The 17,346-nt window shown below is 47.4% G+C and carries 12 protein-coding genes; 8 read left to right on the top strand and 4 right to left on the bottom strand.

Features of this window, described 5'->3' with window-relative positions; all coding sequences use genetic code 11:
• The first annotated feature begins 337 nt into the window (after nucleotides 1-337).
• Nucleotides 338-1,966: a phosphoenolpyruvate carboxykinase (ATP) gene (gene pckA, locus KHN79_RS00670; protein WP_182009863.1), complete on the top strand. Its 1,629-nt coding sequence runs from the start codon at nucleotides 338-340 to the stop codon at nucleotides 1,964-1,966.
• A 144-nt stretch (nucleotides 1,967-2,110) separates the two neighbouring features.
• Entirely contained in the window at nucleotides 2,111-4,186 is a 2,076-nt protein-coding gene (locus KHN79_RS00665) for an AsmA family protein (protein ID WP_182009864.1), read from the top strand.
• On the opposite strand, the gene KHN79_RS00660 is transcribed toward KHN79_RS00665, so the two are convergent.
• From KHN79_RS00660 to KHN79_RS00650, 3 genes are all read right to left on the bottom strand, one after another.
• On the bottom strand, nucleotides 4,172-5,089 hold the full coding sequence (locus tag KHN79_RS00660) for a bifunctional GNAT family N-acetyltransferase/hotdog fold thioesterase (RefSeq protein ID WP_182009865.1): 918 nt from the start codon (nucleotides 5,087-5,089) through the stop codon (nucleotides 4,172-4,174). The two genes, KHN79_RS00665 and KHN79_RS00660, sit on opposite strands and share 15 nt — an antisense overlap.
• Before the next feature lie 103 nt (nucleotides 5,090-5,192).
• Entirely contained in the window at nucleotides 5,193-5,627 is a 435-nt protein-coding gene (gene dtd, locus KHN79_RS00655; RefSeq protein ID WP_182009866.1) for a D-aminoacyl-tRNA deacylase, read from the bottom strand.
• Nucleotides 5,599-6,543 (bottom strand): virulence factor BrkB family protein, encoded by a 945-nt coding sequence (locus tag KHN79_RS00650; RefSeq protein ID WP_182009867.1) that lies wholly within the window; start codon nucleotides 6,541-6,543, stop codon nucleotides 5,599-5,601. Before KHN79_RS00650 ends, dtd begins: the two co-directional genes overlap by 29 nt.
• A 50-nt stretch (nucleotides 6,544-6,593) precedes the next feature.
• Here KHN79_RS00650 and KHN79_RS00645 point away from each other — a divergent pair, with 50 nt between their 5' ends.
• Complete coding sequence (locus KHN79_RS00645) at nucleotides 6,594-7,235, top strand: DUF2959 domain-containing protein (RefSeq protein ID WP_182009868.1); 642 nt, start codon at nucleotides 6,594-6,596, stop codon at nucleotides 7,233-7,235.
• Between the two features lie 155 nt (nucleotides 7,236-7,390).
• Here KHN79_RS00645 and typA read toward each other — a convergent pair whose 3' ends face one another.
• Entirely contained in the window at nucleotides 7,391-9,220 is a 1,830-nt protein-coding gene (gene typA / locus KHN79_RS00640) for a translational GTPase TypA (protein ID WP_182009869.1), read from the bottom strand.
• A 530-nt stretch (nucleotides 9,221-9,750) separates the two neighbouring features.
• On the opposite strand from typA, the gene glnA reads away from it, so the two are divergent.
• The 5 genes from glnA (at nucleotide 9,751) to KHN79_RS00615 (ending at nucleotide 17,210) form a co-directional block, all read left to right on the top strand.
• A complete protein-coding gene (glnA, locus tag KHN79_RS00635) occupies nucleotides 9,751-11,160 on the top strand; it encodes a glutamate--ammonia ligase (RefSeq protein ID WP_182009870.1) in 1,410 nt (469 codons plus the stop codon).
• Nucleotides 11,161-11,355: 195 nt separating this feature from the next.
• On the top strand, nucleotides 11,356-11,934 hold the full coding sequence (locus tag KHN79_RS00630; protein ID WP_182009871.1) for a DUF4124 domain-containing protein: 579 nt from the start codon (nucleotides 11,356-11,358) through the stop codon (nucleotides 11,932-11,934).
• 130 nt (nucleotides 11,935-12,064) lie between these two features.
• A complete protein-coding gene (glnL, locus tag KHN79_RS00625; RefSeq protein ID WP_182009872.1) occupies nucleotides 12,065-13,111 on the top strand; it encodes a nitrogen regulation protein NR(II) in 1,047 nt (348 codons plus the stop codon).
• A gap of 57 nt (nucleotides 13,112-13,168) precedes the next feature.
• On the top strand, nucleotides 13,169-14,572 hold the full coding sequence (gene glnG / locus KHN79_RS00620; protein WP_182009873.1) for a nitrogen regulation protein NR(I): 1,404 nt from the start codon (nucleotides 13,169-13,171) through the stop codon (nucleotides 14,570-14,572).
• A 91-nt stretch (nucleotides 14,573-14,663) separates the two neighbouring features.
• Entirely contained in the window at nucleotides 14,664-17,210 is a 2,547-nt protein-coding gene (locus KHN79_RS00615; RefSeq protein WP_182009874.1) for an EAL domain-containing protein, read from the top strand.
• Nucleotides 17,211-17,346 lie beyond the last annotated feature (136 nt).

Genomic DNA, 17,346 nt, shown 5'->3' with positions numbered 1-17,346 from the left:
TTTTCATAGCTTAACAAGCACGTAATTCCCCCAACAAAAGGCCAGCTCAACGCTGGTCTTTTTGTGATCCAACCCCCGTAAAACCTAGCTTTTCACGTAATAAAATAACCGCTTAATTTTAAGTAATTATTAATCCTTTTACCCTGGCATAAAGGATTGCGCACACGATAAACTATTAATACCAATATGTGACGGGACACCTAAAACCCCAAGGAAAATACGGTTATTTTTTGAGCTATATCCCTGTTTTCTCCCCATCCCGTTGCTAGCATGGTGAGCAGATAAAAATTAAAACATTATTACAAAATCCCTACAAAAATCCTTATAAGGAGCACCTATGACCGTTATGGAACATACTATGGCTGCAACACTTGATCTAACCAAACATGGACTGCACAACGTAGAGGAGGTTATCCGTAACCCGAGCTATGAAGTGCTGTTTGAAGAAGAAACGCGTGAAGGACTAACTGGTTACGAGCGCGGTGTGGTTACTGAATTAGGTTCAGTTGCTGTTGATACAGGCATCTTCACTGGTCGCTCACCAAAAGATAAATACATCGTGAAAGATGCAACGACAGAAGAAAACATGTGGTGGACTTCTGACACGGTAAAAAATGACAACAAGCCAATCAGCCAGGAAGTCTGGAATGAGCTCAAAGAGTTAGTGACAAACCAACTTTCAGGCAAACGCCTGTTTGTGGTTGACGGTTACTGTGGTGCGAACCCTGATACACGCCTGAGCATTCGTGTTATCACTGAAGTTGCGTGGCAGGCACACTTCGTTAAAAACATGTTCATCCGTCCGACAGAAGAAGAACTGGCTTCGTTTGAGCCAGATTTCGTGGTGATGAACGGTGCGAAATGCACCAACCCGAACTGGGAAAAACAAGGTCTTAATTCAGAAAACTTCACTGTATTTAACCTGACAGAAAGAATGCAGCTTATCGGCGGTACCTGGTACGGCGGTGAAATGAAGAAAGGCATGTTCGCGATGATGAACTACTTCCTTCCTCTGCAAGACATCGCGTCAATGCACTGTAGTGCAAACATGGGTAAAGATGGCGACGTTGCGATTTTCTTCGGCTTGTCTGGTACTGGTAAAACTACCCTTTCTACCGATCCTAAACGTGAATTGATCGGTGATGATGAGCACGGCTGGGATGATGACGGTGTGTTTAACTTCGAAGGCGGCTGTTACGCGAAGACCATCAAACTGTCAAAAGAAGCGGAGCCTGATATCTACAACGCCATCCGTCGCGATGCATTGTTAGAAAATGTCACCATACGTGATGACGGCTCTATCGACTTTGATGACGGCTCTAAGACAGAAAATACCCGAGTATCTTACCCGATTCATCACATCGACAATATCGTCAAGCCTGTGTCTAAAGGCGGTCATGCGAATAAAGTGATTTTCCTTTCTGCTGATGCGTTTGGCGTACTTCCGCCAGTATCTAAACTTACTCCTGAGCAAACCAAGTACCACTTCCTGTCTGGCTTTACCGCTAAGTTAGCCGGTACAGAGCGCGGTATTACCGAGCCGACACCAACCTTCTCGGCATGTTTTGGCGCGGCGTTCCTGACCCTGCACCCGACCAAGTACGCAGAAGTACTGGTGAAACGTGTCGAAGCAGCTGGAGCACAGGCGTATCTGGTCAACACAGGATGGAACGGCAGCGGTAAGCGTATATCTATTCAAGATACGCGCGCCATCATCGATTCGATCCTGGATGGTTCAATTGAAGATGCCCCAACCAAGCAAGTCCCAATCTTCAATCTTGAAATTCCAAGCTCGTTACCTGGTGTAAACCCTGAGATTCTTGATCCTCGTGATACTTACGTTGATCCACTTCAGTGGGAAAGCAAAGCCAAAGATCTCGCAGAGCGCTTTATCAAAAACTTTGATAAATACACTGACAACGAAGAAGGTAAATCTCTGGTTGCTGCAGGCCCTCAGCTTGACTAATACCGAGAGAAAACCTGGTCGAGAGTGATTTGGTTACAAAAATATCCGACAAGCCCCTCTTTTGAGGGGCTTTTTATTGAATCCCGTTTAAGATTGAGACAAGCTAAAGACTGGCTTCACACTTTCATATAGGTTCTGGCAGGGATGAAAACCGTGCTCCGCATTCTAATTCTGGTACTTGTTCTGCTGCTCGCCATTCCGGCGACCATTATTGCGCTACTCACCACTTCCTACTCCAACCAGACCTGGGCTTTTGTTTCTGAGCATCTCAACCTGCCATATCAGGCCGAACAGGTGCACTATGACTTCCCCTACCATTTTAAAGTACAAGGTGTTCGCACTCAAAACGAGCAAATCTCCTATATTGATAAAATCGATGTATGGCTGAACCCGGACATACATCGCGATGGAAAGTGGATTATTGACAGCTTACTTATCGATGGCGTAAGCCTGCCAAAAGGGCTGCCTCCGCTACCCAAACTGAATACATTCCAGTTTCACCAGATTGCTGCTAAAAATCTTGATTACGCCGATGGCCAACTAGTAATTAACGGAGTAAACATACAAGTCCAGTCTCCAGCATGGCACAACAATACGCATAAGCTGCCCTATGGCGAGATCCAACTCTCTGCGACTCAAATCTACTGGAACGGAGAGGCATTAGACGACGTTCTGGTTGATATGAACCATCAACCAGAAAACAGTACCCTTTACGGGGCTTCGTTTAAATGGAGAGACAGCCAGGTCTCCGGTCAAGGCGAACAATACCCACAAGGCTGGTCGCTGGTGAACGTCACCATCGATAAGCTGAAAATGAACAACACCCAGTTTCAGTCTCTGCTTGCCAAGCCATGGCAAAAGCTCCCGTTCGAGATAAACCATATTAACAGCCTGGACCTGCTCAGTGCCGATATCGAGTGGGGCGCATGGCACTGGCAGAACCTGGAGCTTTCGGTCGAAGACGCTGAGCTGCCACTTTCTATCTGGAATGCCACAGCGCAGGTTTCTCTGCAGGCCGACAGTGTCCGCTTTCAGGAACAGGTAGCAATAGAACCGCGTCTGAACGCCTCATTGTCACCGCAGTTAATTGAGCTGAAAGAGCTCTATCTGGACTGGCAGCAAGGCCGTATTCAGGTATCAGGCCAGTTCCAACCGGCTAAGTGGCAGATTGAAACCGCTTCTGTCCAGGGTTTGAAATGGGCAATTCAACCAAATGAAAGCAGCGAATGGTGGGCAACGGCGACCAGAGAGCTTGAAGAAGTGGAAATCAAACGACTCGATATTGAGCGTAGCCAGATCATTCAGTTAGCTCAGGAACCATACTGGCAGCTAACAGGACTGAACTTAGAAGGCGACCAGCTCGAATTAAAACGCACCTGGTCTCGCTGGGCAGTGTGGAATGGTAAGCTGGACGCCAGCGTCGTCAACGCCAGTTACAATCAGATTCTGTCATCACACGCGGCACTTACCACCCAAAGTAATGATGGACTCTGGGAGCTGACCCGCCTGTTTGCCCCGCTAGAACAAGGCTATATTGAAGGCTACGGACAAATAGACGTCAGTACGACCAGTCAGCCATGGATGCTGCACTTAAATGCTGACGGCATTCCTTTGATGCTGTTCCACCCTTACCTGCCTGATGTATTAGCCGTCGAAGGTTTCTCCGATCTTAATCTTGAACTGCATGGCCTTGCCGGAGACCAGAACATGCTGGAATACAGCCTGACAGGCAGCATCGACGCCAATCTGCGCAACACGACATTACGGTCACGGGCGGACAAATCGCTTAAAGCGATAACCTTGTCTCCAATCCGCCTGCAAATGCAGCGCGGCGAAGTTTCAGTTCAGCCCGTCACCATCTCTGGTGATGCTATCAGTGGCCAAATCTCCGGCGATTTTGATTTAGCCAGTGACCCTTTAAGTGGCGTCGAGTATACGCTGCAGGAGGAATGCGGAGTCATTAAAGGCGACATCTTCAGCAAGGCGACCGCCGCTGGTCAATGCATTAAGCCAGCAGAAAACGCGGATTCTGCTTTGGATAAAAACCCAGCACAACCTCGGCAAGCACAAGATGCTGATACTTATACTGATGAGGCTGAACATCCTGTTTCACACATCAATACAGAGCGGCACATAGCAGAGCCTATTGAAGAGGCTGAATCAACAGATGAACCAGCAACAAACGATATTACGGCTGACAAAGCGTTAGCTACTGAGTAATTTGGAATAATTCGGCATCAGCATATAGGTTCCGACAAAATCGACCGCCGGAGTGTCTCCGCTATAAATCACGACGTGAATAACGATACGCGCTTTACGGCCCGTCGCCAGACGATCCAAATCGCCGCTAATACCATCCAGCGATGTGCTGGCAACCGGGTTTTGCTCAACTGGATGACGATAACGAATGGTACTGTCTGCAAGCACAATATCGCCTTGCAGACCGCGCTCTCTAAGCAACAACCAGGTCATACCCCACCCTGTCAGTGTCGCTAAAGTAAAAGCAGATCCGGCAAACATGGTGTTATGGGGGTTCAGATTAGGATTGAGCTGAGCGGAACATTCGAACTGGTAACCCGTATACTGGTTGATTTTAATCCCCATCTTATCGCTGATAGGGATTTGGGCTTCCCATCGCTTTTGCAGCTCGGTACACCAGTCAGGGCGACGTAAAACGTTCGCCATCGGCTCCAGTCGCTTGACCATTTGCTGATGACGAACCGGACCGCGTTCATCGGTAAGTTCACCGCGGCGCTCAAAACCACTTTTCTCGTAGAAGGCAATCGCATCTTCACGGGCATTACATACCAGACGTTTCGCACCTTCCTGGCGCGCCAGTGACTCCAGTGCCACTAATACAAGAGACCCCATCCCCTTACTGCGGCGATTGTTCTTCACCGCCATATAGCGGATCTGGCCGTCATTGTCCGGGGTAATATATAAGCGTCCAATAGCCATTGGTCGCCCCCGGCCATCAACAATCATGCGGTGATGACTCACACTATCGTATTCATCGCGCTCCGAGCCGACAGGCATTCGCCAAGGCTCTCGTAACATCTGCCAGCGGAACTGATAGTACTTATTTAGCTGGTTTTCAGTATTGGGAGTAATGAGTTTGAACATATCAATCCTTTGAAAGTACAAAACAAATATAGAAAAAAGTCACTCTAAGCCAATTCCATGAACTCAGAGTTAAAGCTTAGACTATAAGAAATGTGTTTCCAGATTACACCTGCAGCCAGAATGTTACCGGGCCGTCATTAACTAATGAGACTTTCATATCAGCAGCAAAACGGCCACGCTCTGTCGGTAAAACCTGTTCACATAAATCTGAAAAATAATCGTAAAGGCGCTCTGCATCTGCCGGATGTGCACCACGAGAAAATCCTGCCCGAGTGCCCTTTTTGGTATCCGCTGGCAGAGTAAATTGCGAAACAACGAGTACTTTGCCGTCCACCTGTTTGACGTTAAGGTTCATTTTACCCTCATCGTCTTCAAATACACGGTAAGTCGTCACACGCTCCATTAAGCGTTTTGCTTTGGCTTCATCATCGTCCTTCTCAACCCCTAGCAGGACCAGCAGACCTTGATCGATTTCACCCACCACTTCGCCGTCAACACGGACGGCCGCTTCACTGACTCGTTGAATTAGAGCTATCACTACGCTCGCTTCCTTTGTTTGCTAACTGAGATTCAGCGACCGAGTGTATCATGTCTAGGTCTTCACTCCAGTGCTCTCGCTCACCAAGAGCAGCCGTTACCTCTGCACCAATTAACACAATCATCCAGCACAGATACACCCAGACAAACAGGATAGGGATTGCAGCCAGTGCGCCGTAAATCAACTGGTAAGACGGGAACTGAGTAATATACAGCGCAAAACCTTTCTTACTCAGCTCAAACAGTATTGCCGCTAGCACAGCGCCGACGACACCATGAGCTAGATAGACTTTTTTATTCGGTACCAATATGTACAACCCTAAAAAAGCCGAAAAGGACAACATCAAAGGCAGCCAACGTAAAAACAGATTAAAAGCACCGGATAAGGTTTCATTTTCCAGGATTTGAAGCGACGTCACGTAAGAAGTCGCAGCAATACTGGCTCCGACCAGAATCGGACCAAGCGTTAACACCATCCAGTAAGTAGCGAAAGAAGGGACGAAGCCACGTTTCTGTTTGACTCGCCAAATGTAATTCAGGTTCTTATCGACATTGGAAATCAACATCAACGCTGCAATGAATAAGAATGCGCCACCCACCGCACTCATTTTACCGGTATTGGCAACAAAGGATTGCAGTGCGCTATGTACCGCCTCCCCAGAAGCAGGTACGAAATTGACAATAATAAACTCTTGCAGCACTTCGCCTACATTTGCAAAGGCAGGGAATTTCGACAATATTGAAAACAGCACCGTTAGCATCGGTACGATGGACAGCAAGGTAATATAGGCGAGGTAACCTGCATTTACATTCATGCGGTCGTGCGTCAGACGCTTAACAAGATACTTAATGAAAGCGACGCAACTTGGCAATAGGTGACTTAATCTCGCCTTGTAACTGTCTAACAACTGGTTCATAGTTCATTCCATAATTAGATCATAAAACCTTATCGGCTAGGACATAAAAAATGCCTTATTTATTAGCAATTGTACTATCAATTTTTACTTTAACAGGGTGTCAGTCTGCATATTATTCAGCAATGGAACAAGTGGGCTACCATAAACGAGACATCATGGTAGACCGTGTCGAAGATGCCAAAGAATCCCAACAGGATGCACAGGAAGAGTTCACCAGTGCCCTGGAAGCGCTATCCGCTCTGACCAATTTTGATGGTGGTGAACTGGAGAGCGTATACAACGACATCAACGACAAATATGAAGACAGTGAGAAAGCGGCTCAGGATGTCCGTGATCGTATCGCTGCCATTGAAGATGTCTCTGACGCCCTGTTTGAAGAGTGGCAGGCAGAGCTCGATCTGTACACCAGTGCCAGTCTGCGACGCTCAAGCCAGCAGAAACTGCGTGAAACCAGAACCTCTTATAACACCATGCTCAGCGCAATGAAGCGTGCTGAAAGTAAGATGACTCCGGTATTGAATACGCTACGTGACAACACTTTGTATTTAAAGCATAACCTGAATGCAAGTGCTATCGGTTCTCTGCAGGGCGAGTTTTCAAACTTAGAGAAAGAGATTCAATATGCCATCAGACATATGAATGAAGCAATTGCTGAATCAGACAGATTCCTCAGCAAGCTGAATCAGAACTAAGTATACAGCTTAACGCTATTCTCAACTGTCGAGGCATTAACCTCTATCAGAGATTAAGTTAGCGCAGACAAGAACTTAAAGACAAAAAGCCCCGAGCATTGCTCAGGGCTTTTTATTTTATCGAATCCGTTAAAACGGTCAGCCGTTATAACAAATTACTTCGCTGCACGTGAAGCACGCTTACGGTCACTTTCCGTCAGGAACTTCTTGCGGATACGGATGCTTTCAGGTGTTACTTCTACTAGCTCGTCGTCATCGATAAACTCAAGCGCTTGCTCAAGTGTCATGATGATTGGCGGAGTAAGAACCTGTGCGTCATCAGTACCAGAAGCACGAACGTTAGTCAGCTGCTTACCTTTCAGTGCGTTTACTGTCAGGTCGTTGTCACGGCTGTGAATACCGATAACCATACCTTCGTAAACTTCAACACCGTGACCGATGAATAGACGACCACGCTCCTGAAGGTTAAACAGTGCGTTAGTCAGTGCTTTACCTGCTGCGTTCGCAATAAGTACACCGTTAATACGCTGACCGATGTTACCGCCTTTGTGTGGGCCGTAGTGATCAAACGTATGGTAAAGAAGACCAGAACCAGAAGTCAGTGTCATGAACTCAGTCTGGAAACCGATCAGGCCACGTGATGGCATAATGAAGTCCATGCGCACACGACCTTTACCATCTGGAGACATATCTTTCAGCTCGCCTTTACGCATGCCGATGTTCTCCATGATGCCGCCCTGGTGCTCTTCCATCACGTCGATAGTTACCGTCTCAAACGGTTCCATCAACTGACCATCTTCTTCTTTGATGATTACTTCCGGACGAGATACTGCAAGCTCAAAGCCTTCACGGCGCATGTTTTCGATCAGGATAGACAGGTGAAGTTCACCACGGCCTGATACGCGGAATTTATCTGGATCGTCAGTTTGCTCAACGCGCAATGCTACGTTGTGAACCAGTTCCTTCTCAAGACGCTCAAGGATGTTACGTGAAGTTACGAACTTACCTTCTTTACCTGCGAACGGAGAAGTGTTTACCTGGAACGTCATCGTTACTGTTGGCTCATCAACTGACAGTGCAGGTAGCGCTTCTACTGCGTTTTGTGCACAGATAGTGTCAGAGATTTTAAGCTCACCAAGGCCAGTGATAGCAATGATGTCACCCGCATTAGCTTGATCCACTTCGTGGCGGTCCAGACCCAGATAGCCCATAACCGTACCCACTTTACCGTTACGGGTTTTACCGTCAGCGCCGATAACCGTTACTTGTTGGTTTGGTTTAACGCTACCGCGAGTTACGCGAGCAACACCGATAACACCCACGTAAGAGCTGTAATCTAGCTGAGAAACTTGCATCTGTAGCGGACCATCAAGGTCAACATTTGGCGCATCTACAACATCAACGATAGTCTGGAATAATGGCTCCATGTTCTCGCCAGTTTCGCCTTCTTCTAGAGCAGCCCAACCGTTTAGAGCAGACGCGTAAACCACTTTGAAGTCTAGCTGTTCGTCAGTTGCGCCTAGGTTATCGAACAGGTCGAATACTTGGTCCATAACCCAGTCAGGGCGAGCACCCGGACGGTCAATCTTGTTGATAACTACGATTGGCTTAAGACCGTGAGCAAACGCTTTTTGCGTTACGAAACGAGTTTGCGGCATTGGGCCGTCAACAGCGTCAACGATAAGTAGCACAGAGTCTACCATCGACATGATACGTTCTACTTCGCCACCGAAGTCCGCGTGTCCCGGAGTATCTACGATGTTGATACGGTAATCGTTCCAGTTAATTGCTGTGTTTTTAGCAAGAATGGTAATACCGCGCTCTTTCTCAATGTCGTTCGAGTCCATGACTCGCTCTTCAGCTTCACCGCGAGACTCAAGCGTGCCTGATTGTTGTAGCAGCTTGTCAACCAGAGTCGTTTTACCGTGGTCAACGTGCGCGATAATCGCGATATTTCTTAATTTATCAATCTGTGGAGTAGCCATGGATATTGATTCACTTAGATAAATGAAATGCCCCCAAGCTAAGAACGGGTGTTCTCTGGCGACATTTGCTGATTAAAAAAACGGCCATAATGTACCAGATTTTAGCAAAAAGCCTAGAAATATGTGATCTACTCCTGAGCTTTTCTGCGATTTATACGCTCAATGCACGCTTTCTCGTTTTGGACGATACCTTTAAACAAAACTTTGTTCTCTTCTGTGTTCAATACAAATTGACTATTGCTTAAAAGATGTGCTGAATAAGCCATATGGCTGTCACATCGTGGTGCAATAAAATCAATTTGCACCACAAGGGCGCACCAAGGGATCATTTTGGTGCAACAGCTTGCACCAAACTAGCGTCAAAAATTACAATTCATTGAAATTAATGAGATATTTTTTTTGGCACGCTTTTAGCTTTAGATAAAACAGCATCGGTTAATGAAAGTTAGTTTGATTAATCAATGCCGTATTTAACGAATAGTTCATAAATCGAACTTTTACCGCTTATTTAACACTGGAGGTTATCCAAGATGTCAGTAGAAAACGTTCTATCGCTGATCCAAGAAAACGAAGTTAAGTTTGTTGACCTACGCTTCACAGATACAAAAGGTAAAGAGCAGCACATTTCGATTCCTGCTCACCAAGTCGATGCAGACTTCTTCGAAGAAGGTAAAATGTTCGATGGTTCATCAGTTGCTGGCTGGAAAGGTATCAACGAATCAGACATGGTGATGATGCCAGACGCATCTTCAGCTGTCCTTGACCCGTTCACAGAAGACGCAACGCTAAACATCCGTTGTGACATCCTAGAGCCTGCGACAATGCAAGGTTACGACCGTGACCCTCGCTCTATCGCAAAACGCGCTGAAGACTACATGCGCTCTACTGGTATCGCAGACACTGTTCTTGTTGGCCCAGAGCCAGAGTTCTTCCTGTTTGACGACGTTAAATACTCAAACGACATGTCAGGTTCTTTCTTCAAGATTGACGACGTAGAAGCGGCGTGGAATACAGGTTCTGAAATCGAAGGTGGTAACAAAGGTCACCGTCCAGGCGTTAAAGGCGGTTACTTCCCAGTAGCTCCTGTTGACTCTTCTCAAGACATCCGTTCTGCAATGTGTCTGATCATGGAAGAGATGGGTCTGGTAGTTGAAGCACACCACCACGAAGTAGCAACTGCGGGTCAGAACGAAATCGCAACTCGCTTCAATACGCTAACTAGCAAAGCTGACGAAATCCAAATCTACAAGTACGTTGTACACAACGTTGCACACGCATTTGGTAAAACAGCGACATTCATGCCTAAACCACTAGTTGGCGACAACGGTTCTGGTATGCACGTTCACCAATCTCTAGCAAAAGACGGTGTAAACCTGTTCGCTGGCGATAAGTACGGCGGTCTGTCTGAAACTGCACTTTACTACATCGGTGGTATCATCAAACACGCTCGTGCAATCAACGCATTTGCTAACCCATCAACTAACTCGTACAAGCGTCTTGTACCAGGCTTCGAAGCGCCAGTTATGCTAGCTTACTCTGCGCGTAACCGTTCTGCTTCTATCCGTATCCCAGTGGTACCTAGCCCTAAAGCACGTCGTATCGAAGCTCGTTTCCCAGATCCAGCTGCGAACCCATACCTAGCGTTTGCTTCTCTTCTAATGGCTGGTCTTGACGGTATCAAGAACAAGATCCACCCGGGAGAAGCGATGGATAAAGACCTTTACGACCTACCTGCTGAAGAAGCGGCAGAGATTCCAAAAGTTGCTGAGTCTCTAGAAGTTGCTCTGAATGCACTAAACGAAGATCGTGAGTTCCTAACCGCTGGTGGCGTATTCTCTGATGACTTTATCGATTCTTACATCGCACTTAAGTCTAAAGATGTTGAGCGCATCAACATGGCAACTCACCCACTTGAGTTCGAACTTTACTACTCTGTGTAAGGTTAACACTGTGTAAAATGTAAACACAGTAACAAAATATTAGGCTCGCCTCGCAGGCGGGCCTTTTTTGTATTCGCCAGTCAGGAATAGCCGTTTAACATGAGGGTATAACTAAAATACGATTAGTCTCTTTTCATTTGCAGATCAAAGAGCTAAGCGATTAAAACGTGAAACTACCATACAAAAAGGTGAGCAATGAAAGTTCAGCTTATTACATCTATGTTCGCTCTTAGCAGCGTACTCGTAGTCCCGCTTGTATCTGCGCAAGTCGCTTATACCTGGGTCGATAAAGACGGCGTCATGCACTTCAGCGACACTCCCAATCAAGGCGCTAAAGCTATCGCCCTGCCCAATTTAAAAGCTGCTGCTCCTGCCCCGAAAGTGGAAAGCACCGAATCTCTCGTTCCGCAAGACAGCGCCGAGGAACCAGAAGAGATTCCCGCGACTCAAAGTGAGAAACCGCTGCCTTTAAAACTCACCATTCAAAGTCCGCAACACGGAGAGACGATTCGCAGCAATCGTGGTTTGATTAGCATTCAGCTTGAACTGAACCGCAAGCTTGGTATCGGCGAGCAACTGCAACTGATACTTGATGGTACCCCTTATGGCGCCCCTCAAAACAGCACGACCTGGCAACTCAGTAATATTGACCGAGGCGCGCACACTCTTTCTGTTCACGCTAAGAGAAGCGGCAAGCTTATTGCATCTACTAGCCCTATAACGGTGCATTTACATAGAGCAAGTATCAAGCCGAGCGTAAAAGGGGCAAATTAGAATATTAGGTGAAAAAATCGCACTTCAACGGCGCTTTTCACTTTTTCTTCTGAGGTTTATTCGCCATACTCAATGTTCTATTGCACCATTATTGTGCGTCGCACGATTTTAACGCAAACAAGGACGTAATGTGGATACCAATCTCTCTAGTGCCATTCTCAACAATATGGTCACCGCAACGCTGATTCTCGATGATGGTCTGGCAATCCGCTATGCCAATCCGGCAGCGGAGCTGTTGTTTTCACAAAGTGCTAAACGCATTGTCGAGCAGTCTCTGTCTCAGCTAATCCAGCATGCCTCAATGGATTTAGCACTGCTCACCCAGCCACTACAAAGTGGTCAGTGTATCACGGACAGTGATGTCACTTTTATCGTCGACGGCAAGCCGTTAATGCTGGAAGTTACCGTCAGCCCGATCACGTGGGAAAAGCAGCTCATGCTACTGGTAGAAATGCGAAAAATTGACCAGCAGCGCCGACTGACGCAAGAGCTTAACCAGCACGCGCAGCAGCAAGCAGCCAAGTTGCTGGTTCGAGGCCTGGCGCATGAAATTAAAAATCCACTCGGTGGATTGCGGGGAGCGGCGCAGCTTTTGGAAAAAATGCTGCCTGAGCCTTCATTAACAGAATACACCCACATTATTATCGAACAGGCTGATCGTTTGAGAGCTTTGGTCGACCGTCTGCTTGGTCCGCAAAAACCAGGCAAAAAAACCCAGGAAAACCTGCATCAGGTTCTGGAGAAAGTACGCCAGCTCGTCGAGTTAGAGTCCCAGAACTCGATCCTCATTGAGCGCGATTATGATCCAAGCCTGCCAGAAATTCTGATGGATGCCGATCAGATCGAACAAGCCATGCTGAACATCGTCAGCAACGCGGCACAAATTCTCGCCCCTCAGGAGCACGGTGTTATCACCATTCGCACCAGAACGGTGCATCAGGCCAATATCCACGGAAAACGCTGCAAACTGGCCGCGCGTATTGAGATAACAGATAACGGGCCTGGCATCCCGCCCGAATTACAAGACACCCTGTTTTACCCAATGGTTAGTGGCCGAGAAGGCGGTACCGGACTCGGACTGTCTATTTCCCAAAACCTGATCGACCAGCACAACGGAAAAATCGATGTTGAGAGCTGGCCCGGCCACACCAATTTCACAATTTATTTGCCGATCTGACCAAGTAAAAGCTTTCCGCTTTGTGTCAGTTTACGGATTTGCTGCAAGGACTAGTAGATGAGTAAAGGATATGTTTGGGTCGTTGATGACGACAGTTCAATTCGCTGGGTGATGGAAAAAACCCTCTCTTCAGCCAACATAAAGTGCGAAACCTACGCTGATGGGGAAAGCGTATTAATGGCACTAGAACGGGAAGTTCCCGATGTTCTGGTTTCTGATATTCGCATGCCCGGTATCGACGGTCTGGAACTGCTAAAACAGGTGCAGCGTGATTACCCCGATCTGCCTGTGATCATTATGACGGCTCACTCTGATTTAGATGCAGCGGTTAACGCATATCAGAAAGGGGCATTTGAGTATCTGCCTAAGCCGTTTGATATTGATGAAACGCTAACTTTGGTAGAACGAGCAATCGCTCACAGCCATGAAAACAAACGCGTGCAACTGGCACCAGAGGACATTCCGGCAGCAACGCCAGAGATCATCGGTGAAGCGCCAGCGATGCAGGAAGTCTTTCGTGCTATCGGTCGTCTGTCCCGCTCTTCAATCTCCGTATTAATCAATGGTGAATCCGGTACGGGTAAAGAGCTTGTTGCTCATGCCTTGCACCGTCATAGCCCGCGCTCGAGCAAACCATTCATAGCGCTTAATATGGCGGCAATCCCGAAAGATTTGATCGAATCAGAACTGTTTGGCCATGAGAAAGGTGCATTTACCGGCGCGAACAGTGTTCGTCAGGGACGTTTCGAACAGGCTAATGGCGGTACACTGTTTCTGGATGAAATCGGTGACATGCCACTGGATATTCAGACTCGTTTGTTGCGTGTTCTGGCAGATGGTCAGTTCTACCGTGTTGGCGGGCATTCGCCAATCAGTGTCGATGTCCGTATCGTTGCCGCAACTCACCAGAACTTGGAAAGGCTGGTGCATGAAGGTGATTTCCGTGAAGACTTATTCCACCGCCTGAATGTCATCCGTGTACAAATCCCGGCCCTTCGTGAGCGCAAACAAGACATCGAGAAACTGACCCAGCACTTCCTTATCCGTGCCGCAGATGAGCTCGGAGTCGAGACCAAAACACTGCACCCGTCTACCGTTGAGATCCTCAATCGCCTGGATTGGCCGGGTAACGTACGTCAGCTGGAGAACATCTGTCGCTGGCTGACAGTGATGGCAAGTGGCAGTGAAGTATTACCTAATGACTTACCTTCTGAATTACTTCAAGAAAAGAAAAGCATCGCTGATTCAACACAAGGCAGTTGGCAAGAACAATTGGCGGACTGGGCGCGTCAATCACTGGCTGCAGGAGATAAAGAACTGCTTTCTTACGCATTACCAGAATTTGAGCGTATTTTATTAGAAGCCGCGCTAGAACACACTAAAGGTCACAAGCAAGATGCCGCTAAAGTATTAGGGTGGGGAAGGAACACGCTCACCAGAAAGTTAAAGGAGTTGTACTGACGGTTTGATTAATAATGCAGCATGACTGTCATCCGATATTAACAAACGTATCAGTACAATAATGGCGCACCACCCTTCTTGTGATTAGGCAATGTCGACTGTTACGAATCAGATTACACTACGCACCGCTGTTCTCATCCCGTTTGTGATGATTTTCCTGCTGTCTATCGGTGTAATGGTCTACGTCCAGAAACAGAGCTATGAAGCGGTGGTGACCGATATCAGCGATAAGCAGCTATCGGTTTTAACTGAAAGTGTCCACGAACGACTCGACGGCTTTCTGCAGGAGCCATTTACTGCGGTTAACACGCTCGCTCACAACGTCAATCATCACAATGCGCCTCATTTCATCGAATCTGACGGAATTAAAGCGTACCTGCTGAGTACGTTTAAAACGTTGTACAGTTCGATCCCGCAGCTGGCTGTCATAGCATTTGGCACAGAAAACGGCGACTTTACCGGGTTTCGCCGCGAACCGTCTGATCAATACACCTTAATGCTTCAAAACCAGCAAACTGATAATAAACTGGTCATCTACGGGACCAGTCATGTCAGTGACGATATACGCTCCGTTATTACCTCTTACGACCCCCGAACGCGCCCCTGGTACGAGCCTGTGGTCAATAGTAATAAGTCTGCCTGGTCAGGTATCTACAGTAATGCCGATGAACGTCAGGATATTACCCTGTCTGCCATGGCTCCGGTTTACCTGAAACAAAAACTGGCCGGTGTACTGGTGACCGATATCCGCCTAAATACGTTTAATCAGTTTCTGCGCGAGATTGCCAAAAGCACTAAAGCCACGGTGTTTATTATGGATCAGGATCATCGTCTGGTTGCGCATTCCGGCTCAGGTAGCGTCATTTCCTGGGGTACGCGCTTCTCAGATAAAGGTCAGCGTCTGTTTGCCTCCGAAAGTACCGACCCGATCATTCAGGTCAGCGCAGGCCGCGCCCGTTCCTTAGATCTCTTTAATACCGCCCGACCATACACCTTTTCAATTGAACACGAAGGCCAGCGTATTTTTAACCGACTCACGCCGTACACAGACCCAAACGGTCTTAACTGGTTTATCGGTACTTCCATACCTGAGGCGGACCTACTCGGTATGCTGCCAGGCAACCAGGAAACAAGTTGGTTCGTTGGTATTATTGTCAGTTTAATCGGCATCGCCATTTACTGGGCGATATTCAACAGAGCGATTCAGCCAATCAATAACACCGCGGCAGCGGCGCTGCGCCTCGCTAAAGGAGACTGGAACAGCAGCATACCAAAGTCCGGTCACGTGTATGAGACAACCACTCTCGTTCAAGCGTTTAATGAAATGGCAGCCAACCTGAAAACATCGTTCAACGCTTTACGGGACCAACTGGTATATGACTCACTCACTCGTCTATACAGCCGCCAAGGATTGGTAGACATGTGTGACAATCAGCTCTGCCACTGTCAGGGAACGCTCTACTTGCTTGGTATCAACAGATTTAGGGATATCAATGACAGTGCAGGCCATCAAAGTGGTGATCAGCTGCTGATAGACATCGCAGAGAGGCTCAAACAACAGTTCCAGAGTGACACACTTCTGGCCAGAATCGGCGGAGATGAATTCGCTATTTTTGTCCCTCATGAACAAAGCAGTGATGAAATTAGGCTGACCGCACGTCGTTTGATGCAGGTATTTTCGACCCCGTTTATTACTCAAGAAGAAGCCGTAATCATGAAAATCTCCCTTGGTATTGTACAAGCCAAACACGGAGAGGACATGTCGCTACTGCTGCGTAACGCCAGCATTGCGCTGAGTCATGCAAAACAAAATACGCTTACAAAAGTCTGTCACTACACTCCGGAGCTTGCAAGCGCCTCTAAATTCCGTACTCAGATGGTGACTAAGATCCAAACCGGGATACAGAACCGGGAGTTCATCCCTCATTATCAACCAATCATCGACCTGACAACCGGCAATGTCTGCGGAGCTGAAGCACTCGCGCGTTGGGACAGTGAGTCCGGAATGGTATCTCCCCTAGATTTTATTCCAGTCGCAGAAGATAGCGGCACGATCAAAGCAATAGGTCAGCAAATTCTGTTACAAGCATGCCAGGATACCTATAAGGCAATCGCCCAAAAGCGGTGGCCGTCGGATTTCCAGTTACATGTAAACATCTCCGTCAACCAGTTATCATGGCCTGACTTTGTCGATAGCGTTATCCGAGTTCTGAAGATGACTCAATTACCCGCGAGCAACCTGACACTGGAGATCACGGAATCGCGTATCGTTGACAGCGCACCGACAACTCTCGACAACATGAATAAGCTGCGTGATATGGGTATCGGTATTGCGATAGATGACTTCGGTACCGGCTACTCATCACTGGGTTATTTACACTCCCTACCATTTACGTGCCTGAAAATAGACCGTACATTTATCAACCAGTTAACCAAAGAAAATCTGGATAGTTCTGTCGTGGCCGCTGTCATCAATATTACAGCCGGTCTGAAAACGACCGTCGTCGCCGAAGGTGTAGAAAACAGCACACAAGCTGAATTACTGCGTTCAATAGGCTGTCATCAGGTGCAAGGCTACTATTACAACCGTCCGATGCCGCTGGAAGAATGGCCAACACATTTAGTTAACATGAAGTAGAAAAGAGCGAGAATCGTTGATTTCCTCATCATACTCTACTGACAATCGACTAACCTGTTAATTATACTTATACCTATATCAGCAACTGCCTCATCCTTATTGCTGATATTAGCACTGCATCTTTACCCAATGATTG

The organism is Vibrio sp. B1FLJ16, from assembly GCF_905175385.1.
Classification (GTDB): Bacteria; Pseudomonadota; Gammaproteobacteria; order Enterobacterales; family Vibrionaceae; genus Vibrio.
The sequence above is the reverse complement of the archived record's forward strand: the minus strand, read 5'-3'. Positions and strand labels throughout refer to the sequence as shown.